Here is a 23,781-nt window from a genome sequence, read left to right on the forward strand (position 1 = left end):
AGAGCGGGGCTGCCTATGCGCCCCGCCAAATCTGCTTAACCAAATATAAAATCCTTTAAGGCACTGTTTGCCCCGCCAATGATCCCTACCAGCCATGCAGCCGCCAGAGGCAGACCGTATGGACTGATAAGAAAGGCGATCATAAGCCATGCAAGACCCGGCAAAAATCCTGCGACAAAGAACAGCACCAATGCCGCCAGAAAGATGATCCCAGAAAGAATCCCAAGTACCGCACCGGAAAGAACCACTAAAAATTTACATACCAGATAAAGAATCCCCGTAACCAGCATAAAGGGAAGTGCCAGTAATTTACCTATCAAACGCATACGCTTTGCCTCCTTTCAGAAGGGCATCTGCCCTTATAAAAATTTTACCGTGACGGCAAAAAGAAAGCAACGGCTTTCCGGCTGTTTATGAAATGTTTGCAAATCCCCGGATCAGTTTATCCATGCCATCTTAAAGGCTATTTAAACAATCGAAAAAAAAGTGTTATAGATAAAATTGGCTTATTATATTCTATATTTCCGATTTTTCCATCTATTTTCTTTAGTAATTCTTTTACAATATACAATCCCAAACCGGAACCACCTTTGGTGCGTGATTTATCAACGGTGTAAAACTTGCTGAATAATAAATTTATATCCATCTCATCAAGGGATTGCGTTGAATTTTTAATCATGAACACGCCTTCCTGGTTAATGGACACTTCAATATAGTTATCAGAATAACGGATTGCATTTGTAATTAGATTTTCAATAATACGTTTACAAATAAGGTTATTGCCATATATCCACACCGGAGATTTTTCTGTTTGAATAATCGGCTGGATTTCCCCAAATTCATAATACTTTTCAATTAAGCAATCTGTAACAATTCTATTTATATCAACCTTCTCACATTCAACATCAAACTGCTCATTTTCCACCACAGATAAATCATAAAATTCTTGCACCAGATCTGTGAGATAATCTGTTTTTGCTTTAATGATTTCAATATATTGGTCTTGCTCCTGTTTATCTTCACATTCTTGTAAAAGTGTTAGATAACCCTGTATAGATGTTAATGGGGTTCTTAGATCATGGCTTATATTAGATATAGATTGCTTTAACTGATCTTCTTCTTGCTTAATTTGAACTTGCAGTTTCTTATGCAGGGTATCTTTTTGATTGATCGCATAAGCTAACTCTTCAATATCTCTATTTGATAAAGATACTCTTATTTTTCGTTTTTCCTTTATCTGCTTATTTATATTGCGAATTGTTCTAGTAATAGAAAAAAGGGAACATGCTAATATGAATATAGAACATATCAATAAAAAATAGAACATATCCGCATTTCCCCTTTCTGTTGTAATTAGTGTATTTCTTGTTTTCTCAATATCAATGCTGACACCAGGAATGTAATAATTACAGTTCCTACAAAATAAAGTAAGATATTGATTTCCAAATGATTTACCATATTATAAGAACACGTATTCATCCAATAATACATCGGATTGATTTTTAAGTACGTTAGAACTCGCCACGATTGAGCAGACATATTATCCCATGTCATCATATAAATAAGAGGTCCGCTAAAAGTAAATAATGACATAGTTCCTACCACAATAGCTGTATGCTTAAATATCACACACAGCATGAGTGTAATACCGATAAAGGCTCCCATAACCATGCAATTTAGCCCTGCAATTTTCAACATTGGAAGTAATTGTATCGGCACATTGTATTTTGTACATTCAATTATAAATGCAACCATAATAAATGAAAAATATAAAATGATGCTGGTAACAGTAATCACGATATACTTTGCAATAAAGAATTTTAGTCGGCTTTGTCCACTTGCAATCGCAATTTTAATCGTTGAATCTGTATATTCTCTGGAAAAGAAAACAACAGAAAATATAAGAACAATCAGCCAGAAAAATACCGTATAAGACGTGGCAGTCCTTATAATTTCTTCAATCATTGGATGTACCTGATCACTATATGCACGAGCAAGAAATCCTACGGTTTCTCCTATCTTCCATGTTTCATCTACGCTGGAACTAGATACTACAAATTGTTGCTGACCTCCTATGGAAAAGATACCAAAAACAGCTAAAATCAATGCAAATGTTAGATATAACGCCTTTGTATGAAATAATTTATAAAATTCTGCCCGTATTTGATTATACATTTTTTCTACCCCCTATTAGATTTTCAAAGTATGTTTCCAAATCTTCTCCCTGAACAGAGATTTCATCAATGATGATTTCATTGTCGGTTAGTAATTTGGAAATCATTCTTACATTATCTAAACAATCATAAATCCGAATAGAATTGTCTGGATAAACGGAATAGTTTTTAATATTAGCTTTTTGTTCTAATATGAGAGTGGTTTTCTGTATATTATCTGTTTTCAAACAAATATGCCGTTTACATTCTTCATTCAATTTTTCAGCAGAAATTTGTTTTAAAAGTTCTCCCTTATGAAGAAAGCCATAACAAGTGGCGAGCTGGTGCAATTCGCTTAATATATGGCTGGATATTAAAATGGTGGTTTCCCGTTCTTTCACTAATTTTTTAAGAAGTTCCCGTAATTCGATAATTCCCGTAGGATCAAGTCCATTGACAGGTTCATCCAATATTAAAAATTCTGGCTCACCTAATAATGCAACGCCCAGTGCAAGCCGCTGTTTCATCCCTAATGAAAAATTCGCTACTCTTTTTTTACCTGCGTTCGATAAGCCAATCAATTCTAAAGTATCAGCAATGCAGCTTTTATTCGGAATACCTCTCTGTATTCTTTGCACTTCCAGATTTTGTGAAGCAGTCATATCTTTATATAGTGCCGGCATTTCAATCGTACACCCGATTTTTGATCGTTCATATTGCAGATTATCATTATGCCCAAATAGAATAATTTCTCCTTCACTTTTAAAATTAAGACCTGTCAATAATCTGATTAGCGTTGTTTTTCCTGCTCCATTTTCGCCCACAAGTCCATATATTTCGCCTTTTGGAATAGTTAAGTTTACATTTTTTAAAGCATAGAAATCTTTATATTTTTTGCTCAGGTTTTTTGTTTCGCATATAAATTTTGTCATCCTAAACAACTCCTTTCCATGCCACTATATATGATAACTCTAAAGAAAATCTAAAGATTATTTCATTTTATATCCAATCCCCCAAATAGTTTGTATATAATCTTCATTTGTAATTGATTTAATTTTCTTACGAATATGACTAATATGAGTATTGATTGTATCGTCATCATACGCATAAGGTTCATTCCAAATGGATTCATATAAATTTTGTTTTGAAAATATTTTCTGTGGGTATTGCAATAGCAATTCTAAAATGCTCAATTCTGTTGATGTAAATGGTACTAATACTCCGTTTATATAAACCAAAGAGTTATTGATCTTTATATTTTTGTATATCAAAGTATTATTATTTTGATAAGGATTATCGACAGTCCGTTTTAAATTTGCCTCAATACGTGCAAGAAGCTCATACAAATCAAATGGTTTTGTCATGTAGTCATCTGCCCCTATTTTTAATAATTCTATTTTGGTCTGAACCATTGTTTTTGCTGATACAACAATAACAGGAGCGTTTGTAAATTTTCGCAATTTCTGTAATACATCATCCCCATTCAGCCCTGGCAACATAATGTCAAGTATTATCAAGTCCGGAACAAAAGATTTGCACAAATTTATTCCTTCTATACCATTTAAAGCATATTGAACACTATATTTATTATTTTCCAAGAATTTTTTAATCATATTGCAAATATCTATATCATCTTCAATAATAACAATTTTACACATTTTTATTTACCTCCATGCCAAATTATTTTATCATAGGAACTTATCGTTATCCACATAATAATATCGTCGATAAAAAACTGTTAAGAATAAATGAACCCATATCAAGATGCCATTTCAAAATTAGTTTAATATTATGAAAGATTTGCAAATCCCCGGATCAGTTTGTCCATGCCATCCCAAAGGCTGTCCAGACGGGTGCGGATGTCATCTATATCTGCGGCATAAATATTGCCGGTCTCATTGGCCCGTCTGGTATATTGGTTTAAGTTATTGGAACAAATGCGGAGAAGCCGGATCATTTCCTGAATATCTCCCATATCAAGGTGAATGATGTAACCGTCTACGGCCATCTTTCGCAGATATGCCGACAGGTTGGTAATGCCAAGTTCCGCCATGCGTTCTTTTACCAGTTCGGCCTCCGGTTCGGACATGACAAATTCGACGCGGACGGATTTTTTGTTATGCCCGCCCTTCATCGTTCCAACCCTCTTTTATGAGATGAGACCTCCTGTGTTGAAACCACCGTCTTTGCTCTTTTGAGTTTTTCCCGCAGGGTGGTCTTTTCCAGCTTATCAAGATATTCCTCCAGATTTCCGGCTGTCGCATGATAGCTGCGTTTGAAGCGTTCCCGTTTTAGAATCATCATCAGCTCCGGCTCATTTTCCGGCAGATAAGTCATTGTTTTAGGGGCTCCATGCTCTGGCATAAACCGGTTCATAAGCTGTCTCCGTTCCTGATAGGGAATCGTGATAACATTTCCATCCGCAAATGCAACGGCTACATTTCCGATTGGACAGGTCAGCTTTTTCATCCGTTCCACATGTTCTCTATAATTTAGCGGATAGAGATTGCCAAATATTTTTCCGTCCCTGACTTCTTTCAAAGAGATGGCATAAGCCAAAACGGGATCATTTGTCTGTTCCTGGTAAAACCGCCACACTTTGTTTTCATGGCTGCCCTCCAGATAAACTTCCCGTTCACGCAGGGTATAGGTTCCGCAGGGGCGTGACATCCAAAGAAGCTGTTTATCCTCTGAACGGTCTGACACAGCCAGTTTTGAGATCAGTTCTTTATCCAGGTCAAAGTCCTCTTTATAATGTTGGGTATGAAGATCTACGATACGGGAAAGAGCACCCAGAAGCTCTACATCCTCAAATCTTACCCCAGCCATCAGCGTTCCCTTTCCGGTACAGGAGGGATCATCTGCCTTGCTTCATGCTCCGGTTTGTCTGCTTTCAGACGGTCCATCAAAGACGGCTTTGCTTCCGGCATCAGCTCCCGGATTTCTTCATCTGTCTGTCCATCTGTCAGATCCGGACGCACAGGAGGTTCGTTGTTCAGCCTGCCATCCAGCATATTGTAGTTGCCGGTCTGGCCTTCCTCATAAAGCTCCGCATTGCGAAGATAACTTTCCGGCGCCTGAAACGGCTGTCCGGCAAACAGAATTTCTTTTTGGGTGGTAAACTGTGCAAGGACGCCATTTTGCAGTCTCGCAAATTCTTCATACTGACACAGGGTAAGCCCTCGTTCCAGCATTTCCGCCTGGGTATGCGCCCAGCCTTCTCCATAAAGAAAATAATACATGTCTGGCTGATCACAGACAAAACACAGGGAGCCGTCCTGATTGTCATAGTAAGATGGCTGCATATCCTGATAATGGCAGCGTTCCTCACGCCCCAAATATACACGGTTGTCCGCACCCAGCATAGCGACCATGCCTGCGTAATTACTATGGACCGCAGATCGGATTTCTACCAGCGGATCTGTTTGAGAAGGAATCTGTCTGCCCGGAATCTCATTTTGTTTTTCCGCTGTATCATTTCTTGGTGTCACTTCTTCATGGCTGCGTGCATCCAGCTCCGGTTGAGACGTTCCTTTCCGAACAGCACCGGGTTCCGGTTCTTTTTCTTTCACATAGTATCGGACATTTGCTGTCGTATGCTCGTTGGCTTCCTTTGCATAGTTTTCAGCATCGGCTTTGCTATCAAATTCCAACGGTTTTCCATTTTCCTTGCACCAGCTTTGTGCCGGTCCGAAAATAGAAGTGCTGCTTCGTACCGCCCATACACCATAGGTCAGTTTCTTTTCCATTCCGCATCCCTCCTTATCGTTCCTGCTGTTTGGAAGTTTGTTGCTTTTTTACCGGGTCTGCCGGTTTTGTTGCTTTTAGCTGCTGACGGAGAGAATTCTTATGCTCCGGTTCGGAATCTGTGATGTTGACATATTCGCCAATGATACAGAGCGCTTCTCCATAACTGCCGGAAGCAAATACCCGATCAGACATTTCTTTTGCCTGTTCTTTCAGACCATGCTCCCGCAAAGTACGAGAAGCAATACCCAGCAGATTAAAAATGTTCCCATCTGCTCCGATCAGTGGACAATCCGGTTTATCTGCCAACGCTCCCGGTGTTTCTATAAATCCGCCTAAATAATTCGGCACAAAGTCCGACAGCCATGTGCCACCATAGACTTCATGAGTCTGTAAACGCCACAGGGCAAGTTTTCCTATATCCAGTTTCACATCATCAAACGGGTAAAGCAGACAGGTCAGTTCGCCGTGCTGAAAAGTGGCCACATTCTCAAACTGACTGCCATCTTTCAATATGCCTGCATTTGTCAGCATTTCATTGATCCCATCCACCCATTCTGTCAGATCCCCGCCACAGCCCTGTAAAATCAGTCCTTCCTTATCGGTCATACGACGAAGATCCTCTGCGGTAATCGTGTTGATATTCAAAAAATCGCCTCCTATCGTTTTTGTTAAAATATATGTTTTGTCCGCAACTTAACCTCATTTCAAAGCACCGGAGTATTCTTATATAGCTCCCTTAAAAACAGGTGCAAAAAACCCTTGAAAATCAAGGACTTTTAAGGCTAAATTGCGGACATATCATGGTTGGTTTTGCCGCTTCCTACGTTTGCGTTCCCGCTCGGATTTCCGTCTTGCATAGATCCGGCAGGCATCAGAACAATATGCCTGACTGGTCGTAGGAAGATACGCCTTTCCACACACAGGGCATATTTTCTGTCTCATGGAGGTGTCCTCGCCGGTAATGGCTGATTCCAGTGCTGCATCCACCGGCAGCACCGCTTTTTCAAAGTACCTGCAATAAGCGCCGGTCCACCATTTATTCAGCATATAGCAAGAGCTGTCCAAAGGAAGGCAGATCTTATCCTGAGAGTCATAGTTGGCGCACAGCTCTGTAACCAGCTTTCGGATCGCAGCCCGTTCCGAGCGGTTCAATTCTCTCTCTGCCATAACGCCTACCTTTCCGGGGCACTGCTTTGCCGGCCACTGGAAATTCCAGTTGTGTCAGTAACATTCCTGGGCTGTGAAAGGGCATCGGCGATAGAGTTCCGCTTTTTCTGTTTCGGTTCATGGTAAATAAAAAGTTCGTTTTTTCCAGGCACATACAATAAGCCATTTTCTTCGCACCGGAAAACATCACATTCTTTGTCGGTTGAGATGGCATAAAACCCCTTGTAATCATAGGGCACCTTTTGCCGCTCCTGATAGGTACACATCCCTAAGTTGGGGTCACTTGCCAGTCGTTTCGATATGGCGAAAAAGTCACCTTCTTTTTTGTGAAATTTTCGTATGGGCGTGAAGTGATAACCGCCATATTCAAAGGTTTTTCGATCACTCATTTACGCCTGCCTTTCTTTACGGGAAATTCCAGCTTGAAATTCACATATTTACCGCCGGTATCATCCAGGATCACTTCCGCATCATAGGTCTTTCCTGTTTTTTCACTGTAAAGCCCGGACATAGAAATACGGCCCTCTTTCAAAAGAGCCGCTGCCACAGACTTTGTGATGGATTTTTTCTTGCTGGAAAAGAAACGGTTATCTTTCCAAAGAGCAAAAGAACATTCCCTGTTGTCGCAGAAAAAACCTTTCTTTCCTTCATATACCGGGGCGCCGCAGCGAGGACATACCCCTACGGCTTCATGCACAGTTCCTTTGGAAGAAGGAAACAGATCCGCAAAACGTTCCTCCGGGGCAGTATGTTCTTTTACCAGCGTCCGGCTCATATCTGCAATCTGATCCATAAAAGATGTTGCCGACAGTTCGCCATGTTCCACTTGTTTCAGCATGGATTCCCATTCTGCAGTTAAGATGGGAGATTTGATATTGTCCGGCAGGACTGCAATCAGGTTCCTTCCTTTTTCCGTCGGAATGAGCTGCTTTTTCTTTCTCTGTACAAATCCGGCAGAAACCAGCTTTTCCAGTGTTGCCGCACGGGTAGCCGGAGTACCCAATCCTTTACGCTCGGCATCGTCCGGCATATCTTCCGCACCGGCATTTTCCATAGCGGACAGCAGCGTGTCCTCCGTATAGTGTTTTGGCGGTGAAGTTTTCCCTTCACGGAGACTTGCTGACACAGTTTCAAAAGTCTGTCCTTCCTTCAGCACAGGGAGAGCGGCATCTTCGTTTTCTCTATGTTCCGTTTCACTTTGCCTGATACTCATACGGTGAATCCGTTCCACCTCTTTCCAGCCGGACTGTAAGATGGTCTTTCCTTTTGCCGTAAAAGTATGTCTCTGACAGTCCAGCATAGCGGTGACCGTTTCAAACCGGTGTGCCTGCGTTGTGGCACAAAGCAGCCTGACGGCAAGCAGGGTAAGCACATCCCGCTCCCCGGAAGGAAGCTCGGTCAAGTCTGTTCGTGCAATTTCAACAGTTGGGATGATAGCATGGTGGTCGGTCACTTTGCTGTCGTCTGTTACCCGGTCAATGTCCGGCTCTCCGGCGCAGCCTTTTCCAAAGGGCATATTGTCACGCAGCCATAGGATCAGGGAAGCGGCGGTTGCCTGCATGTCCTTCGTCAAATACTGGCTGTCCGTTCTCGGATAGGTTGCCAGCTTCTTTTCATAGAGAGATTGCACATAATCAAGAGTCTGTTGAGCCGTATAGCCATAAATACGGTTACATTCCCTTTGCAGAGTTGTAAGGTCATAAAGGCGGGGAGGCTGTATGGTTTTTACCTGCTTTTCCACAGAACGCACAAAAGCGGAGTTGTGGTCACAATCCATACGGATTTTTTCAGCCTCGGATCGTTCCGTCATTTTTTCGCCGGAAGCAGTAAAACCTCCGCAGGTGATTTCCGGCACATAAAAAGGCTTGCTGATGAAGGATTCAATATCCGACTCACGCTGTACCAAAAGTGCCAGCGTCGGTGACATAACACGGCCGACATTTAGTGTGACACCATACAGGACTGAAAAAAGCCGGGTGGCATTGATCCCGATCAGCCAGTCGGCTCCTGCCCGGCATACTGCCGCATCATAGAGCTTATCGTAATCACTGCCGGGACGGAGACGGTCAAAGCCCTCCCGGATCGCCGCATCCTCCATACTGGAAATCCAAAGGCGTTCCATAGGCTTATTACATCCGGCATATTCATAGACCAGACGGAAGATCAGTTCTCCTTCACGCCCGGCGTCCGTAGCGCATACCACGGAATCAACACGTTTGTCCTTCATCAGCCGGCACAAAAGGGCAAGCTGCGTTTTCTTATCCTTTGGAACTTCATATTTCCAGTTTTCCGGTAGGATTGGAAGATCCTCATACCGCCATTTGGCGTACTGTTCTTTGTAAGCCTCCGGCTGTGCCAGTTCCAAAAGATGTCCCACGCACCAGCTCACCAGATAGCCGGAACCTTCGAGATAACCGTCTTTTCTTTCCGTTGCGCCTAATACTGCTGCCAGTGACATAGCAACAGAGGGCTTTTCTGCAATCACAAGTTTCAATTTTTATTCCTCCTTCATAGTTTCAAATTCTTTATCCGCAAGTTTTCCGGTTTGTATAAGACACATCAGCATAACGCCGGAAGCCATTCCTCCGGCAAAGGTAAGGAAATGTGAAATCAGGTTCCACATAAGCATTCCTCCTAAAAATGGGTAAAGAAAAACGCCCACTTCAAAGTGAGCGCATCAACAGGTATCTATTTTGTTTTTGGTTTCAAGTGATCCGGCAGGACGATCTCTCCAACCGGGATTTCCCGCAGTTCCTTTTTCATCCGGTGGGTGAAGCGGATCGTCTTTGCCGTACCGCCGGTTTCCCGTCCGTCATATATAGCGATCACTCGGTCGGAGTGCTCTACCATATAGCGGTTTCTGTGGGAGTAGACGCTTGGGAGATATTTTTCCTGTATGACAACAACATCCGCACAAGCCTCCAGCAGTTCACGGGTTCTTGTTTTCTTATTCAGGCTGTCCAGACGTTTGCGGTAAGGGATCACTGCGATCAGCTCCAGCGCCGGATTGGTCTGCTTTCTTTCCAACACCAGCTCTGCAAAATACTGGTCTGCGCCATCTGCAAAGCCACTCATAAAACAAGTGAATCCATCCGTAACGGCTGCATCGATCTCATGTTCCAAAGCGGCTTTTACTTTGTTGATCTCATTCTGCGGTAAATCCCTGTGTCCGGTAACACAGCAAGTCTTTCCTTTCATCGGTCATCCCTCCATCTGATAGGTAAAATTCTTCACTTTTCATATAGTAATAGATTTTATTTAGCAAGTCAACGATAATACCCTTTTTCCCTTTGCGGATAATAAAGGGGTGTAAGGTACAATCTATTACAGAATGGGAGGTGAAGGCGATGTATGAAGATTTTGTCCCGGAACGATTAGCGAAGCTGCGGACACAAAAAGGAGTTTCCGCACGCGATATGTCTTTATCGTTAGGTCAGGCAAACAACTACATCAATAATATTGAGAATAAAAAGTCACTTCCCGCTATGCAGTCTTTTTTCTACATCTGCGAATATCTGGGTGTGACACCGCAGGAATTCTTTGACGAAGGAAATACTTATCCGGAAACCTTGAAGGAATTCATTGCAGAGGCAAGACAGCTTGATCCTCAATCCATGCAGTATATCCTCGGTATTATGAAAGAACTCAATAGCAGAAAGTAAGCGGTCATGGTAACGGCCGCTTTTTTCGTGACCTTCTTTATTATAGTTTATAATGTTCTCGAAATGTCCGCTCCCTATACCGATAAGTATTCAAAAACTGTTCCCCAAACAGCCTTTTTCTATTCGCCGGTACTGCCAAAACTGCCGGTTCCCCGTTCTGTTCCCAGATCTGTTACAAAATCCGCAATGACGATCGGCGTGATCACAAGTTGGCCGATACGGGCTCCCTTAAAAAGAGACTGCGCCTGATTGCTTACATTGCTGATGATCGCATGGATCTCTCCACGGTAACCGGAATCCACAGGCGGCAGTTCACAGACCAGACCTTTTACCGCCATGCTGGTACGGGGAAAGATATATCCCGCATATCCATCCGGTATTTCCAGTCCAAAACCAAGAGGAATTTTGGCGACTTCTCCGGGCTGTAAGGTACAGTCATAGGGTAGATAAACATCCGCTCCGGCATCATTGCCATGCGGACGGTAAGGACGCTGGTGCTCCGGTACGCCAAAGTCGATCAGTTTTATTTTCATCGGCAGCCTCCTTCCCAAAGAGCAGGATAGTCTTTTGCTAAAATATCCTCTGGCGTCATATCTGCCTGCAGTTTTCGTCCGCAGGTCATTTTACCCTCCAGACATCGATCCATCTGACAAAAAGGCCCGGTCAGTGACGGGGCAAACAAAGCAGGGCTTAGGTCATAAAGTTCTTTCCAGACCTTTAGCAGCACGATCCTTGTTTCATCTGTATTTCTCCGGCATACCCGCTGGCTGATGATATGTTTCCACTGATAAGGGGTGGCGCTGATGAGCAGTACATTCCGTAATCCCTGGGGCGTGGCATAGCCGGCCGCATCGTGCCCGCTTCCGGCAGTGCACAGGGCTTCATAACATTTCATGCTTTCATTACAGCTTTTTAAGTACAATTCCCGTACCACTGCCGGAGCCGTCATAATAGAATACGGGACAGCGAAATCCGCCTGTCCCGTATAGTTGCTGTACTGCAGCGATGCACTCATAAATTTTACTTCGTTCTGGTGGCGGGTAATCTGCGCCAGAAAACGCCTGCTGGCGCCGACAATGGCTACCGTGATCACCGCAAATTTCTGGATGGTAGGATGGGGAAGCGCCCCCATAGCTGCTACTGTCTGAACGCTGAATGATTTTTCGTAGAGCTCCATCAGGTCATCCATTGAGGCAATCTTATGTCCCTGCTGGGTAAGCCTTGCCGCAAAGACCATGTTTTTTTCTGCTTCCGCCACCGCCTGGCAGTTCAAAATTTTTACTTCGATTCGTTTAATTGGTATGTCCCTCCTTTACAATCGCTTTCAGTAAGAACAGATAGTTAAGACTGTCTGTGATCTTTTCATTCCATGTGTCCATCGGGTAAACCGCTTCCTCGTCAAAGCACATATCGTACAGAGAAACAATATGCTTTGCCAGCATACCGGCAAGGGCACGCTGGGGCGTTGTATGCTGTAAAGCTGCCGCTGCCTTAAATGCACCCAGCCGGTCTGGGTCATCCCCGGTGTATTCTTTGGTTTTCCGTTTCAAGGTATCAGCGCAAAGCCGTACCTGTTCGTCAAAAACGGCATTGACTTCATTTTGCGTAATATAGCATCCCTCCTTTGAAAACAAGAAACCGGCTATTCTAAAGCATCTTAGAATAGCCGGCAAATAAATGGATATGTAATTGTTTATAGTGTATTGATCTCTTTTTCCAGTTCCCGGACCGCTGCTATGACTGTCTCAAATGTCGGAACATCCCCATACAACATATCCTGCATAGAGTTATAGTCCGCTTCCAATGCTGCAAACCGATATTCCGGCGGGAGTAATTTTAATGTGCCCGGCACAGCCTCCGGGTACTTCGCCCATGCCCTGGGATAGAATTTCATTTTGAAATCTACAACTTTCTTCAGGAGATCCAGCCTGGAAAAAGCAGCTTCTTTGACCGGTGTTGCAGCCATGCGGTAGAGATCATAATAATGTCTGGAATACCGCTGCGGCATTTCCAAATGTTCCGGTCTGTTCGCTTCATGGTGCAGGATTGTGGCTTTTTCCCAGAAGGTCCGTTCCGGGGCAACGGTAAGGATTGCAGTTTCTTTTTGCTCAAAAATCTTCGGATAATATTTTGCCGCGTATGGTTCGATCTGCGCTGTTTTTGCAGGAGTCCACGCTGCCAGCGCACCAATCTCTAAACGGATCACCTGTAAGGTCGCCGTATTTGTAAAAAGGTGCGGATAGGCGAAAATGACCGTCTGTTTATCCTTTTCATCTATGTAGACATTTGCTTCACAACCGATTTCCTGAGATAAGCCGGATTTGACTGCCGGGCAGAATGTTTCGGACAGAAATACCTCCGCACGCGCATTGGCTTCTTTGTTAAAAGCATCCTGTTTTGTATTGGAACGTTTCTCCCATGGTTCATCTTTGCCATATCCCAATACACGCCAGTCCAGAATCAAATCAATATCTTCTGAAAACCGGCTGATCAGGTGAAAGGCTTTTGAAAGGCTGGTACCGCCCTTAAAGGTGATGGACTCTTTCCATGGTGAGCGGTGAAATAAATAATCCAGCGTAAAACATACCCAAAAGTCTTTTTCCACGATGGCATCATTCAGTCCCATTTTATCTGCTGTATTTCTGAACAGCTCCCTGCGGTCGTTATCTGAAAGCCTTGCTATATTTCTCATTGTACCTTTTCACCTCCACAAATCTGCCGTATCGTATCGTAAACCCAATCCGTAGACTCTGTTGCTTCCTTCAAACAAGCCTGTTTATCCTTGTCTGTCAGTTTTTCGGAAAGCATCTGTATGACTTCTGGCGTAACATTCGATTTGCCAAGCGTTTTTAATGCCTGTATAACCAAACTTGTCATATAGGACAATCCGGTAATCTCCTTATTGGTCCGGTGCTTAAATTCCAGCTTTGTAGAGTTCCACTCGTAGGTCTTATATGGACCATCGCTGATATAGGACCATACTGCTGTTACCTGTGTTGAAAGACCTAACAGGTTCAATGCTGTATTCCCACATGGGGCAATCGTCCAGTGATAACTTCGCGCCAATGCGTTCGCCACCGCTTCCGGGTCTGCCGCCACATATTCATCCAGAAGTTTGCTATATTTTGGTTTTTCATAAACTCCTTTCAAAATACGGCGCAATGTTCCTGATTGCACTAAACGACTTAAACTTTGACGAATAGTGGATGTATCTGCAATATCCGCAAAATCAGACATCACAAAAACAGTTCCATCTTCAAGAGAAAGAACACGCTCTCGTATTCGTTTTGTATATCCGTTGTCCACAATACCGCCTCCCTTCATGTCACGAATATTATATATTATTCGTGACATGATTGCAATAGGTCCTATTCCTCTTATTTTGAGTGTTCCCATTAAAAATCTGATTTATACATCAAAAATCAAAAATTTTGCAAGGCAGTACAGTTTTCATATATGTCACATATTTTATATATTATTCGTGACATCAGGCAGTTGGCAGGTAGATCCAGTCGTGCATCAGGCACACGCTGGGTTCATCCTCCCTGGGAACCAGACGGTAGGTACATTCCCCATAGACCGTGCGTTTGTCCTCGATCTCCATGCCATAGGCTTTATAAAAGCGGTATTCCAGATTGGAGATAATACAGCGCAGGGTTTGCAGAGCCTCCCTTTGAGCTGATACGATCAGGTCACGGTCAATGCTGCGCTTCAAAAACAGCAGCGATTTGTAAAGCTGTACCTCTGTGCGGTAAGGGCGGCAGTCTTTCGTTTCCAGCCATCCGCAAAAAGCGACCGGTCCGCTCTGGATCACACTGCGGTCCGGGTGATAATACTCATAGCAGTCCAGGTTTGCCGTATTCAGAAGATAGAGCATTTCCCGGACTTCATTTTCCGGCATGTCGTAAAACCGCAAAAGCGAGCGGTAAAGATGGACATAGCCGGGAATGGAAATCATGGTATTTACCATAAAATAAAATCCTCCTTGTAAACAGCAGGTGCGGGAGCTTTTGCCCCCGCACCGTCTAAAATCTATATTTCGTTATCTACTTTCACGAGTTTTCCCATGACAAGAAAGCGTCCTGTGCCGCCCGGCGTACAGGTAGAAAGGGTCAGTACCTTATCGCTGCAGGTCACAGTCACATCACTTTCCACCGCAGAACGTTCCTTCATAGCTGTAAGCCAGGTAGTATAAGCACCGTCATCCTTCCAGGAAAGCTGCCAGGGAGAAGTTTTACTGCCGGATTCTTCCGGTTTTGCTGCAAATGCCGTAAAGATCTCCATGACATAACCCCCCTTCGGAGTAACGAGATACATCTGCCTGTGAGTATCAAAGTAACTTTGTTCATCGTACCGGTTCAGCAAGGCAAACATGGAACCATCCCGCATATTATGACCGTAAATGATCGTATTGCGGTCTGAAAAATCTGCCCGGTTTTCATAGTCGGCAAACAGGCAGCCAACCTTGTTATAGGTCCCGTCATAAAGATGGTTCAGGTAATACTCGTTGTTGTCGGTATGCGTCACCGGATAATTGAGCACCGTATCAGGAAGAGAAAGCCATCCGATGATGTCCGGTCCATTTTCACGGAGCGTTTCAAAGTCTACCGAAGGCAGGACAATATCGGCATCGTCCCGTTTTGGTTCTGTCGGATCGGGTGCCGACTCCGGGGAAGCTGTCTGCTCCGGTACTTCCACATATCCGGCAAGATCTCGATAGGCATCTTTACTCTCAGCATACTGGTTCAAGTCACGGAACACCAAAAAACCGCTGCCAAGAGCCACCAGAACGCAGAGTGAAAGGACAGAAACCCCGACAGCCGTTCTTTTCGGGGAAGTCCTGCTGTATTTTCCCTTTTTGAAATAATACACAGCAAATACGCTGCCACCGATCAGTACGGCTGCCAGCAGTCCGCCATACAGGAAAATATACGGATCATCCCCGGTCTGCGGTACCGGCTTTTGAGGGGTGGAAGGATTGGAGGGAACAGAAGGCTTTTCCGGGTTCTTTGGGTTATCCGGCTTTTCCGGTTTTTCATTAAAGAACTGGACTGTAGATGTCTGATCTGCCTTGATCTCCACCGTAGCGGCATCAGGAATGATGTAATCCTTGCTTGCCCGGTTTGCAACTTCTGTTACGGTATAAATACCGACACGAAGGCCCTTAACTTCAATCACGCCGGATTTTGGAGTGGTGAATGTCTCGCAGTAGGAGCCGTCCGCGCTCTTGACCTCGATGGCAAAACCATCTTTGCGCCCGTCGCTGGAATCCTTTGTGATCTTTAAGTTGCCGCGGTAAGCCTCATTGGTAAACCCGTGCCCGGCTTCTCCATTTTCCACAACTGCGACCTGTCCATCTTCTGTGATGGAAAAATAGTAAGCGTTTGAGTCAGGCTGATAGCCCTCCGGCGCTTTGCTTTCTTTGATAAAGTAGCCGCCAGCCAGAAGGTTTTCCGCCGTATGATAGCCTGCATCGGTTTCTTTCAGCGTACCGATCTTTTGATCGTCAGGATCATATTCCTGGTTGGCGTTGGAATCCGCATACAGGTCGAACACTGCACCGGGCAGGAAGCGCAGGAAAGAATTCTTGTCTTTCTTATCCTCCTTTTCCACAGGGGACGGTTCCTCCACAGCTTCGGTTTTAGTTACCTGCACACTGCCGCGGATCAGGGTGTTTTCCACACGGATCTCGATATGCTGTCCGTCTGCACCGATATATACATGGTGCTGCTGCGGGCTTACCGTATAAAGGTCAGGGGCAGAGATCTCCTTGACGATCCAGTGTCCGTAAGGAATGTTCTCAAAGGAAAAACTGCCGTCTTTTCCGGTAATAGCAGTAAGCAGCGCATTTTCTTCAGTAAATTCTTCGGTATCAGGTCTAAACAGACCCATGAGCGCACCGGCAAGCGTGACATCCTCGCCGCCTTCCGGGTTTTCCCCGACTTTTACACCGTCTACACGCCCACGGAGAAGTTCATTGGAAACAGCCTCGCCTTCATTGACAAGGATCTGTACCAGGGCGGTTTCCTGACCAGCATACTCAAAGACAACCGGATATTCCTGATCCGAAAGGATATAGGCGCCGTTGGTTGTGCGTTCCTTGACATAATAGCTGCCAAAAGGCAGGTCGGAAGCGAAGGAAGCGCTGTAACCGCCGGATTCCTCAGACGAAACAGAGACCACTTCCAGAAGTCCACCTGCCGGGATTACGCTGCCATCTGCCGCCGTCAGGTCTGCGGAAGCATAAAGTCCAAAGGAAATATCCTTATATTCCTCGTTCATGCCAAGACCGAACAGGTCATCGGTCTCCATTGCCTTGAAAAGTGTGACATCCACTTTCTGGCGTTCGTCATAAAGACCGGCCGCTGTCTGTGTAACCTCTATGGTCTCACCTGCATAGGTCAGTTCCACATATTCCGGTTGAGGATTCAACACACAGCCGGAAGGCGCCTGACGTTCCTCCAGACGATAACGGCCAAGATAGAGAGACCCGCTTTTCGCTGTGCCGTCCTCGCCGGTCGTAAGTGTTTCCACAACCGTATCTTTTTCTGCCCGCAAGGTACCGTCACCGGTATAAATATCTTCATCTGCGATCACATCATAGACCGCTCCAGGAAGTCCGGCAACCTCATATACCGGTTGGTACAGTCCGTCGTTTTCCTGGACAGAAGCAAATACTTCTCCGGTCTTTGTGATGGTAAGCTGGCCTTTCTGCGGCATATTGTACTGCGTGACCGTCACAACCGCCTCGCTGCCGTCAATGGTAAACGGTACCGGCTGGTCGGAAAGCACATAGCCGTAAGGAGCAGCTACCTCATAAAGTTCATAATCCCCGGCGGCCAAAGGCTCCGGCAGCATCAGCCAGCCCTCGTCAGAAACATAGAAGGTATTCAGTGTTTCCGGGTTCGGATAGTAGACGGTCTGGGTGATAAATTCCCCGGTGGAAAGATCCTTGATCTGAAAACCGGTTCCGGTCACAGGGATAATCTTTCCGGTCTCTGCGTCACATTTTTCAACTTTCAGACGGGCTGTGATGGTGCGGTTGTTCAGGATATAGCTGTAAGTCTTTCCGTCAGAGGAAATGAATACCGTAAAGTCCGGGACAAAGGCTTTGCCTTCCTCGCCTGCGATTTGATGGACCGTATAATGCCCATACGGAAGCGGTTTACTGGAAGCAAAACCATCCGCATCCGTGGTAAGAAGGTCGCGTTCACTTTCCTTTGCCGCGTCATAGCTTCCGGCTGCCTTTAAGTAAATTTCAAAGACTGCGCCTGCTTCCGGGCGTTCGATGATACCGGCATTGGGATCGTCGGTATTTTCGCCCTCAGGCACATCCGGGTCCAGGTCATCGGTGTGCTTGACAAGCTGGATATTTCCGTAAATAACCGTTTCCGTCACCTGATTTTCTGTGGTATTGAGTTCCACTTCATACAGGGAAGGGGATGCACCCACTTCATAAACGGTTTCATTCAGAAGATACCCGGTGCTCGGTTCGATCTCCCGGATCGTCCAGTTATCCCCGCACACATAATAGCGAGTCATAAAGCTGCCATCCGGCCCGGTAGTATAAGTGTCGATCAGTTCGCCATCACGGAAGATCCCATAGGTCGCCCCTGCAAGCGTGGCGTCCCCCTGGGCATTTCCGGTATCAGCGTCGCTCTTTACCACATGGACGCGGAACTTCTTCAGGATATTGCTGAAATGTACCGAAGAAGTTTGCCCGCTTTCAATGGTCACGTACTGTGCGGAAGGGGTCACATAGCGGTCCACCGGCAGCTCTTTTACCAGATAGGTTCCCGGCAGGAGCTTCTTTTCAATCTGGCCGTTTTCTCCGGTCGTGACTTCCTCATTGACTTCATTTCCCAAAATGTCCGTACCGGAAATATGGAAGGTGATACCGGAAACAATGCCGTCCTCACTGGTCTTGACAAGTTTTGCAGTACCGTAAGTTTCCGTTTTGATCTTTACAAAGAAGGAAACCGGATCGCTGGCGCCGGTCATCATGGTCTGGTAGCCTGGTCTGCCCCAGATCAGCATGTCATTTGCCACCGGGATATTCTTTCGGAATTCAAACAGCACCGGGTCCATCATCATCTGCCTGCTGGTAAAGGTGTATTCATTTCCGTTTCTTGTCACAGAAACGCCGCTGCCTTTCAAAGCCTCCAGGTCGATCTTCAAGTTGTTGGTATCTGTGACCGTCAGGGTATAGACCTTTTTTTCTACATCCCATTTCAGTTCCAGTTCCGGTGCTTCGCTTTTCTTAGAAGAAGTAAAGGAAGGGACTGTGGAATGGGAAGCGACCTGTGCCAGAATCCAGTCATAGGCTTTTTCAGCCGGTCGTCCGGCGATCACGCTGAAATACTGGTCACCATCTGCGTGGCCGTTTCCGTGGCGGTTGTACGGATCGCTTCTAAGCTGCTGCTGGTATTCCCAAAGGATGATCTGGGTTGCCATCTTATAGTCATCCTCGTTGATCCCGGAAACAGGGAGCGTCGCACCGGGTTTCCAGCCATAGATCGCAGTCAGGGTGATCCCCCTCCTTGCCTCGGCAGGAAGCAGGTTCAGGTATTGGCTGTTGGTCCCGCTTTCTGAAACATAGGTGTTTTCCGAAGTATGGTAAGGAATCCCGCTCTCCACACAGTAAACCTGATGGCTGATCCCGTCAGAATCCGTCAGCATATAGTGCCGGTAAGCATTGCCCCCGGAACTGGTGTGTACGTCGATGGTTCCGTCTGCATGGTAGGCAAGATAGGTGTAAGGTGCCGGGGCGCGGTAGTGGTTTCCATCAGAGCCCACATACTGGTCGCCCAGCCAGGAGCTTGCCGTTTGTCCGACAGACATGGCAAAAGCCTGAGCCGGAAGAAGCCCCAAAATGCTTGCCATACAAAGCAAAAACGCCAACAGCTTGCGAAAGCCGCGGCGCCTGGTTATGATATGTTCCATGAAAAAATCCTCACTTTCATAAAATCTAAAAGGACAGCCTTATTTGCTGTCCTTGTCGTCAAAATCATCCTCGGAAAGATATTCCGGTTCCCCGTATGCCTCATCCGGGTCAAAGCCTTCTCCATAACCGTCATCCTCAAATTCCGCATCGTCCTCGGCCTGCTGTTTCGGACGCACGATTTTTACATAGTAACCGATCCCGCCGACCGCAAGTAAGGCAGCAAGGATAAACAGGATCGTGCCGACACTGCCGGTCTCTTTCTTCGGCTTTTCCGGTTCAGCCGGTTTTTCGGTTTCCGTCGGCTTTTCTTTTCCTTTGCAGCCACTCAAGTCATTTTTGCAGACCGGACAGCCGGTATTGACTTTTCCTGCCTCACATTTTTCGGTGCAGTTGCAGCTTTCTTCCTGGGGAATCATGCTCATGCTGCCATTGTTCTTTTCTGCAAGCGCCATCAGGTCGGACTCTGTGACGCCGTTTAAGAAGTAGACATTGTTATCTTCCCGTTTCCCGTCGATCACCAGATAAAAGACATTGCCCGCGTCCGTAGTGATGGTGTAAAACTGTTTTTCCCCATCCGTACCGCTGATGTTGTCCTGTACCGTTCCGGTGCCTTCCGGGGTAAATGCACCTTCCGGGATCGCAGAAGTATTTTCCTGCTGTCCGGTACTGTTATCTGAACCGGAAGAATTTCCGCCACCGGAAGGGGTTGCAGCGTTTGAGCCGGAAGGTTTTTCTTCCTTAGGCGGTTTTGTCTGTGTACCGGACGGACTCTGGGGTGCTGCCGCAGCAGGTTTCTTTTCAGGAGCCGGTTCTTTGTAATACGGATTATCCAGCTTTACCACATCAGAACGGTTGCCGGCATAATCTTTTGCGTATATGCTTACCTGTTTTTCTGTTCCTGCATAATCTTTTAGTGCAACCGACGCTTTCCCATCGGTGAGGGAGTTGATACGGTTTTCATCAACAAAGACCGCCTCCACGCCGGATAGATCGTCACTGCTTTCTATTTTCAGGGCATCGCCCTCCAGGGAAGCAGTCAGCGTTGGCGGTGTGGTGTCTTTGGAACCGCCGGCATGAGCCGTTACAGGTAATGCGCTGACACTTACAAGAAGCGTAAGCGCCAGCAGCAGGGAAAGTTTTTTAAGCCTCATGCACATCCTCCTTCTCCTGCGGTAAAACAGTTTCCGAAGGGGCTGCCTGCTGTGATTTCAAAAAATCCGCAAGCTGCTGGGGCGTCAGTTTGAAACTGCGCGCCACCGCCACATAATCGGTATTTTCCAGTTCTGTTTTCTGTTCCTCCAGCTTATGGAGCTTTGCCTGCATTTCCGCAATCTTTGTTTTGGTCTTTTCAATTTCCTTTTCCAGTTTTTCAATTTTAGGATTCAATTTATTACCTCCAATCTGTTAAGGCAGACGCCCAAATGTATAAAAATGCTGCTGCCAGTAGCTTGTATTGATGTTTGCATAAGAAATCGGGTCTCCACAGTGGATCATCATTCCATTTCCCACATAGATCCCTACATGGCTTGCGCCGCTGGTGTTGTAGGTCCCCTGGAAGAAGATCAGGTCGCCCGGTTTTGCATCCGCACTTGATACCGGCGTACATACACCTAAAAGACCATCCGCGGTCAGCCTTCCGAAATTCCAGCCAACGCCGCAGTTGTTGATCACCCAGGACACATAGCCGGAACAGTCAAAGGAAGTGGAAGGGCTTGCGCCTCCCCATACATACGGATAGCCAAGATATTTTTCCGCCTCGGCCATCATTGCGGCAAACTGTTCATCCGCAAGGGCTTCCGGTGGAATGTCATAATCGAAGTAGTTTCCTGTGCCGCCTGAACCAACTTCCGGCAGGTGCCGTTCGCTGGTATCGCCGGTATCGGCAAAATACAGGGGATTCAAATACTGGCCGTCAACCAGGACTTCTAAGTGCAGGTGGGCCCCGGTAGAATTTCCGGTATTCCCGACCTTTGCAATCACATCCCCGGCTTTGACCTCCTGCCCGGCAGAAACAAGGATCTGGGAACAGTGCCCGTATTTGGTCGTCAGGGTATGTCCTTCGTATGCCTCGCCTTCAATAGCGACACACAAGCCATAACCGCCGACATTTCCCGCAAGGGTGACCGTTCCGTCATGCCCGGCAAGGATCTCTGTGCCCTCCGGCATCCCGATGTCCACACCGGTGTGATAGTTCTTTTCCCCACTGATGGGATGTACCCGGTAGCCGTAATAACTGGTCACATAAGGGAGCCAGTTGGTGCCAAAGACATTTTTGACATACTGGCGGTTTCCTTTTGTCTGCAGCAGGATCTCGCAGATCTCTTTCTGGTCTGCGTTCATCCGGGAAACGACCAGGTTTTCTAGAGGTGTGACTGTGAGCTTGACATTTAAGATGCGCCATTCATAAGGCACTTCCTCCTGGGTTTCTTCCCCGGTTTCCGGATCAACGGAAGTTTCGGTGCGGTAACGGATCTCGGTTTCTTCTGAAAAGGACAGGGTATATTGTTCCTGGAAAAGCTGCCGCAGCACGCTTTCCACTTCATCGTAAGTAAATCCCTGATAAGCAGAAGTCAGATACCCCATCAGCACATACGGGTCATGCTCGATTGCGCCCAGGTTATACTGGTATTCGTCATAGCCGGGGCGGTCTGATTCCACCCGGTCTATTTCCATTTGCAGATCCGTTTCCCATTCGGTATAGGTAAGCTCCGCCTGGTTGATGTCCTGATCATCTGCAAGATAGGTAGAAGCAGCCAGACTTCCCAAACCGCCGGTCCCGATATTGGAGAACGTGGAAAACAGGGATGTGATCAGGAAAATTACCAAAAGGAGAAGCAGGAGGACAAGGCAGATTACAGGGTGCCGTTTGACCGCATGGACAATACCGACGCTGACCCTCTCTGTTGCGACTGCGGCATTTTTTGCCTGTTTCCCGGCTTCACGGGCAGCCTTGGCATACTGCCTTTTCAGTTTTTGTTTCTGCCATATCCGGGCAATCGCATGTTTCTTCAGCTCCGGGTGGTCGCTAAGAGCCTGCCGGTAAGCAAGTCTTGCGTTGGCCTTTGCTGATTTTTGCTGTAATTTCGCTGCCTTTCGGTAGGGGGCAGTTTTATGCCGGTGATATGCCGTGCGAAGCCCTGCCTCGCCCACAAGTTCAGAGCGGTGGGATGCCTTGATCCCCACATTTTCATCCTCTGCCTCATAAATCTTTTTATGGGCGTAACCAATGGCAGTATTGGCGCCCGCCTTGACCGGACGCAGTGGTACAGGCCCTTTTACATGGGCCTTTTGGGATTTGACCTCCTTTTCAAATTTTAAGTGTTTTTTGGCTTTTCCGGTCTCCGGGTCGGAAACCGTCTCCATGCGCAGTTTCTTCCGGGCCGGCAGACGATTTTGTGCCTGCTCTGCTTTTTGTGCAGTACGTTCGGCCTTCCGCCTTGCATGGGTGAGCTTTTTATCCTCTGTCTGCGGCGGCAGTTCATCCGCAGTAAATTCCAGCTTGGATGTTTTTGGCGGTTCGCTATCCACACCCTTTTCCTTCTGCGCTGCCTGTTCCTCCGCCTGTGCCGCTTCCTGAAAACGCTGTTGATATTTGTTCCCATGCTGATGTGTCCGGTAACGGTGTTCCTGACTGGATCTGTCTGTGCTGTCCGGTGTGGCTGAGCCTTCGGAAGAAGGAGCATATTTTCCGGTATCATGGTCTGTCGCATTCTCTGTTACAAGAAAACGTCTGGAAGCCTCCTGCCGGAAATTGCTTCGCACGTTGTCCTGTATCGGGGGCGCTGTCCTGGCAGCATCCGGTGTCTCAAAGTGTTCCGAAAAACCATCCAAAGCGGTTGCATACGCTTCGCCCTGTTCCAACAAGGACTCCGGTGTTTCCGGTGACAGATGGGAAAATTCCGTCTGTACAGGGATGTCCTGCCTGTGTGTCTTGCCGTTGACAGAAGAAGGGGTGTCCCGTGCCCTGCGCAGGTCAAAATCCTGTTCGGTCTGCCTGGCTGCCGGCTGATCCTCCCCGTGGGAATCACGCACCGGCATCCGGGTATCTTTACGCTTCCTTTGAAATTCCCTGTCGTGTGCCATTGTTCTCACCTCCGATCCATTT

Annotated in this window: 25 protein-coding genes; 1 reads left to right on the plus strand and 24 read right to left on the minus strand. The window is 46.4% G+C overall.

What is annotated here, in order from left to right:
- Nucleotides 1-35: 35 nt before the first annotated feature.
- The 14 genes from ACH9UM_RS09495 to ACH9UM_RS09560 form a co-directional block, all read right to left on the minus strand.
- The gene (locus tag ACH9UM_RS09495) at nucleotides 36-326 is read right to left on the minus strand and encodes a CD1845 family protein (RefSeq protein WP_005361132.1); all 291 of its coding nucleotides are present in this window, start codon (nucleotides 324-326) and stop codon (nucleotides 36-38) included.
- A gap of 137 nt (nucleotides 327-463) precedes the next feature.
- The gene (locus ACH9UM_RS09500; protein ID WP_064786730.1) at nucleotides 464-1,327 is read right to left on the minus strand and encodes a cell wall metabolism sensor histidine kinase WalK; all 864 of its coding nucleotides are present in this window, start codon (nucleotides 1,325-1,327) and stop codon (nucleotides 464-466) included.
- Between the two features lie 26 nt (nucleotides 1,328-1,353).
- A complete protein-coding gene (locus tag ACH9UM_RS09505; protein ID WP_015542937.1) occupies nucleotides 1,354-2,175 on the minus strand; it encodes an ABC transporter permease in 822 nt (273 codons plus the stop codon).
- Nucleotides 2,168-3,085 (minus strand): ABC transporter ATP-binding protein, encoded by a 918-nt coding sequence (locus tag ACH9UM_RS09510; RefSeq protein ID WP_064785831.1) that lies wholly within the window; start codon nucleotides 3,083-3,085, stop codon nucleotides 2,168-2,170. Before ACH9UM_RS09510 ends, ACH9UM_RS09505 begins: the two co-directional genes overlap by 8 nt.
- A 57-nt stretch (nucleotides 3,086-3,142) precedes the next feature.
- The gene (locus tag ACH9UM_RS09515) at nucleotides 3,143-3,811 is read right to left on the minus strand and encodes a response regulator transcription factor (RefSeq protein ID WP_015542939.1); all 669 of its coding nucleotides are present in this window, start codon (nucleotides 3,809-3,811) and stop codon (nucleotides 3,143-3,145) included.
- A gap of 131 nt (nucleotides 3,812-3,942) precedes the next feature.
- Nucleotides 3,943-4,287, minus strand: coding sequence for a plasmid mobilization protein (locus ACH9UM_RS09520; RefSeq protein ID WP_067536905.1), 345 nt, complete (start codon nucleotides 4,285-4,287; stop codon nucleotides 3,943-3,945).
- Complete coding sequence (locus tag ACH9UM_RS09525; RefSeq protein WP_400091175.1) at nucleotides 4,284-4,982, minus strand: hypothetical protein; 699 nt, start codon at nucleotides 4,980-4,982, stop codon at nucleotides 4,284-4,286. Before ACH9UM_RS09525 ends, ACH9UM_RS09520 begins: the two co-directional genes overlap by 4 nt.
- Nucleotides 4,982-5,902: a DUF4316 domain-containing protein gene (locus ACH9UM_RS09530; RefSeq protein WP_400091177.1), complete on the minus strand. Its 921-nt coding sequence runs from the start codon at nucleotides 5,900-5,902 to the stop codon at nucleotides 4,982-4,984. The genes ACH9UM_RS09525 and ACH9UM_RS09530 overlap by 1 nt, the downstream gene beginning before the upstream one ends.
- Nucleotides 5,903-5,915: 13 nt before the next feature.
- The gene (locus ACH9UM_RS09535; protein WP_400091180.1) at nucleotides 5,916-6,548 is read right to left on the minus strand and encodes a hypothetical protein; all 633 of its coding nucleotides are present in this window, start codon (nucleotides 6,546-6,548) and stop codon (nucleotides 5,916-5,918) included.
- A gap of 153 nt (nucleotides 6,549-6,701) precedes the next feature.
- Nucleotides 6,702-7,070, minus strand: coding sequence for a cysteine-rich VLP protein (locus ACH9UM_RS09540; RefSeq protein ID WP_195490893.1), 369 nt, complete (start codon nucleotides 7,068-7,070; stop codon nucleotides 6,702-6,704).
- A 5-nt stretch (nucleotides 7,071-7,075) separates the two neighbouring features.
- Nucleotides 7,076-7,459, minus strand: a complete 384-nt coding sequence (locus ACH9UM_RS09545; RefSeq protein ID WP_213048255.1) for a hypothetical protein — start codon at nucleotides 7,457-7,459, stop codon at nucleotides 7,076-7,078.
- Nucleotides 7,456-9,564: a DNA topoisomerase 3 gene (locus ACH9UM_RS09550; RefSeq protein ID WP_129900175.1), complete on the minus strand. Its 2,109-nt coding sequence runs from the start codon at nucleotides 9,562-9,564 to the stop codon at nucleotides 7,456-7,458. Before ACH9UM_RS09550 ends, ACH9UM_RS09545 begins: the two co-directional genes overlap by 4 nt.
- A gap of 3 nt (nucleotides 9,565-9,567) precedes the next feature.
- Nucleotides 9,568-9,693 carry a DUF3789 domain-containing protein gene (locus ACH9UM_RS09555; RefSeq protein ID WP_074038089.1) on the minus strand — a complete coding sequence of 42 codons (126 nt, stop codon included), beginning with the start codon at nucleotides 9,691-9,693 and terminating at the stop codon, nucleotides 9,568-9,570.
- A gap of 65 nt (nucleotides 9,694-9,758) precedes the next feature.
- Nucleotides 9,759-10,268 (minus strand): SLOG family protein, encoded by a 510-nt coding sequence (locus tag ACH9UM_RS09560; RefSeq protein ID WP_129900172.1) that lies wholly within the window; start codon nucleotides 10,266-10,268, stop codon nucleotides 9,759-9,761.
- A gap of 149 nt (nucleotides 10,269-10,417) precedes the next feature.
- Here ACH9UM_RS09560 and ACH9UM_RS09565 point away from each other — a divergent pair, with 149 nt between their 5' ends.
- A complete protein-coding gene (locus tag ACH9UM_RS09565) occupies nucleotides 10,418-10,732 on the plus strand; it encodes a helix-turn-helix domain-containing protein (protein ID WP_005361112.1) in 315 nt (104 codons plus the stop codon).
- Nucleotides 10,733-10,851: 119 nt separating this feature from the next.
- On the opposite strand, the gene ACH9UM_RS09570 is transcribed toward ACH9UM_RS09565, so the two are convergent.
- The 10 genes from ACH9UM_RS09570 to ACH9UM_RS09615 form a co-directional block, all read right to left on the minus strand.
- Complete coding sequence (locus ACH9UM_RS09570; RefSeq protein ID WP_208065804.1) at nucleotides 10,852-11,265, minus strand: dUTP diphosphatase; 414 nt, start codon at nucleotides 11,263-11,265, stop codon at nucleotides 10,852-10,854.
- Nucleotides 11,262-12,029, minus strand: coding sequence for an FAD-dependent thymidylate synthase (locus tag ACH9UM_RS09575; protein ID WP_400092436.1), 768 nt, complete (start codon nucleotides 12,027-12,029; stop codon nucleotides 11,262-11,264). Before ACH9UM_RS09575 ends, ACH9UM_RS09570 begins: the two co-directional genes overlap by 4 nt.
- Nucleotides 12,025-12,342: a hypothetical protein gene (locus tag ACH9UM_RS09580; protein ID WP_129900169.1), complete on the minus strand. Its 318-nt coding sequence runs from the start codon at nucleotides 12,340-12,342 to the stop codon at nucleotides 12,025-12,027. Before ACH9UM_RS09580 ends, ACH9UM_RS09575 begins: the two co-directional genes overlap by 5 nt.
- Nucleotides 12,343-12,425: 83 nt before the next feature.
- Entirely contained in the window at nucleotides 12,426-13,424 is a 999-nt protein-coding gene (locus ACH9UM_RS09585) for a nucleotidyl transferase AbiEii/AbiGii toxin family protein (protein WP_173758232.1), read from the minus strand.
- The gene (locus ACH9UM_RS09590; protein ID WP_368303067.1) at nucleotides 13,421-14,038 is read right to left on the minus strand and encodes a DUF6088 family protein; all 618 of its coding nucleotides are present in this window, start codon (nucleotides 14,036-14,038) and stop codon (nucleotides 13,421-13,423) included. Before ACH9UM_RS09590 ends, ACH9UM_RS09585 begins: the two co-directional genes overlap by 4 nt.
- A 181-nt stretch (nucleotides 14,039-14,219) precedes the next feature.
- Nucleotides 14,220-14,702 carry a hypothetical protein gene (locus ACH9UM_RS09595; RefSeq protein WP_015542949.1) on the minus strand — a complete coding sequence of 161 codons (483 nt, stop codon included), beginning with the start codon at nucleotides 14,700-14,702 and terminating at the stop codon, nucleotides 14,220-14,222.
- A 62-nt stretch (nucleotides 14,703-14,764) separates the two neighbouring features.
- Nucleotides 14,765-19,675, minus strand: a complete 4,911-nt coding sequence (srtB, locus tag ACH9UM_RS09600; RefSeq protein WP_067536897.1) for a class B sortase — start codon at nucleotides 19,673-19,675, stop codon at nucleotides 14,765-14,767.
- A 39-nt stretch (nucleotides 19,676-19,714) separates the two neighbouring features.
- Nucleotides 19,715-20,827: a DUF4366 domain-containing protein gene (locus ACH9UM_RS09605; protein ID WP_055158513.1), complete on the minus strand. Its 1,113-nt coding sequence runs from the start codon at nucleotides 20,825-20,827 to the stop codon at nucleotides 19,715-19,717.
- Complete coding sequence (locus tag ACH9UM_RS09610) at nucleotides 20,817-21,062, minus strand: DUF4315 family protein (RefSeq protein WP_025577937.1); 246 nt, start codon at nucleotides 21,060-21,062, stop codon at nucleotides 20,817-20,819. Before ACH9UM_RS09610 ends, ACH9UM_RS09605 begins: the two co-directional genes overlap by 11 nt.
- Before the next feature lie 18 nt (nucleotides 21,063-21,080).
- Complete coding sequence (locus tag ACH9UM_RS09615; protein WP_055158515.1) at nucleotides 21,081-23,759, minus strand: CD1108 family mobile element protein; 2,679 nt, start codon at nucleotides 23,757-23,759, stop codon at nucleotides 21,081-21,083.
- Between the last annotated feature and the right edge of the window lie 22 nt (nucleotides 23,760-23,781).

It is taken from the genome of Mediterraneibacter torques (genome assembly GCF_044591705.1).
GTDB classification, from domain to species: domain Bacteria; phylum Bacillota; class Clostridia; order Lachnospirales; family Lachnospiraceae; genus Mediterraneibacter; species Mediterraneibacter torques.

Bases quoted from the DNA above. Each gene is read 5' to 3' on its own strand.
- ACH9UM_RS09530 (WP_400091177.1), bottom strand. From the start codon at position 5,902: ATGGAAAAGAAACTGACCTATGGTGTATGGGCGGTACGAAGCAGCACT.
- ACH9UM_RS09595 (WP_015542949.1), bottom strand. From the start codon at position 14,702: ATGGTAAATACCATGATTTCCATTCCCGGCTATGTCCATCTTTACCGC.
- ACH9UM_RS09525 (WP_400091175.1), bottom strand. From the start codon at position 4,982: ATGGCTGGGGTAAGATTTGAGGATGTAGAGCTTCTGGGTGCTCTTTCC.
- ACH9UM_RS09565 (WP_005361112.1), top strand. From the start codon at position 10,418: ATGTATGAAGATTTTGTCCCGGAACGATTAGCGAAGCTGCGGACACAA.
- ACH9UM_RS09505 (WP_015542937.1), bottom strand. From the start codon at position 2,175: ATGTATAATCAAATACGGGCAGAATTTTATAAATTATTTCATACAAAG.
- ACH9UM_RS09500 (WP_064786730.1), bottom strand. From the start codon at position 1,327: ATGTTCTATTTTTTATTGATATGTTCTATATTCATATTAGCATGTTCC.
- ACH9UM_RS09560 (WP_129900172.1), bottom strand. From the start codon at position 10,268: ATGAAAGGAAAGACTTGCTGTGTTACCGGACACAGGGATTTACCGCAG.
- ACH9UM_RS09495 (WP_005361132.1), bottom strand. From the start codon at position 326: ATGCGTTTGATAGGTAAATTACTGGCACTTCCCTTTATGCTGGTTACG.
- ACH9UM_RS09515 (WP_015542939.1), bottom strand. From the start codon at position 3,811: ATGTGTAAAATTGTTATTATTGAAGATGATATAGATATTTGCAATATG.
- ACH9UM_RS09615 (WP_055158515.1), bottom strand. From the start codon at position 23,759: ATGGCACACGACAGGGAATTTCAAAGGAAGCGTAAAGATACCCGGATG.
- ACH9UM_RS09545 (WP_213048255.1), bottom strand. From the start codon at position 7,459: ATGAGTGATCGAAAAACCTTTGAATATGGCGGTTATCACTTCACGCCC.
- ACH9UM_RS09570 (WP_208065804.1), bottom strand. From the start codon at position 11,265: ATGAAAATAAAACTGATCGACTTTGGCGTACCGGAGCACCAGCGTCCT.
- ACH9UM_RS09520 (WP_067536905.1), bottom strand. From the start codon at position 4,287: ATGAAGGGCGGGCATAACAAAAAATCCGTCCGCGTCGAATTTGTCATG.
- ACH9UM_RS09510 (WP_064785831.1), bottom strand. From the start codon at position 3,085: ATGACAAAATTTATATGCGAAACAAAAAACCTGAGCAAAAAATATAAA.
- ACH9UM_RS09585 (WP_173758232.1), bottom strand. From the start codon at position 13,424: ATGAGAAATATAGCAAGGCTTTCAGATAACGACCGCAGGGAGCTGTTC.
- ACH9UM_RS09540 (WP_195490893.1), bottom strand. From the start codon at position 7,070: ATGGCAGAGAGAGAATTGAACCGCTCGGAACGGGCTGCGATCCGAAAG.
- ACH9UM_RS09555 (WP_074038089.1), bottom strand. From the start codon at position 9,693: ATGTGGAACCTGATTTCACATTTCCTTACCTTTGCCGGAGGAATGGCT.
- ACH9UM_RS09605 (WP_055158513.1), bottom strand. From the start codon at position 20,827: ATGAGGCTTAAAAAACTTTCCCTGCTGCTGGCGCTTACGCTTCTTGTA.
- srtB (WP_067536897.1), bottom strand. From the start codon at position 19,675: ATGGAACATATCATAACCAGGCGCCGCGGCTTTCGCAAGCTGTTGGCG.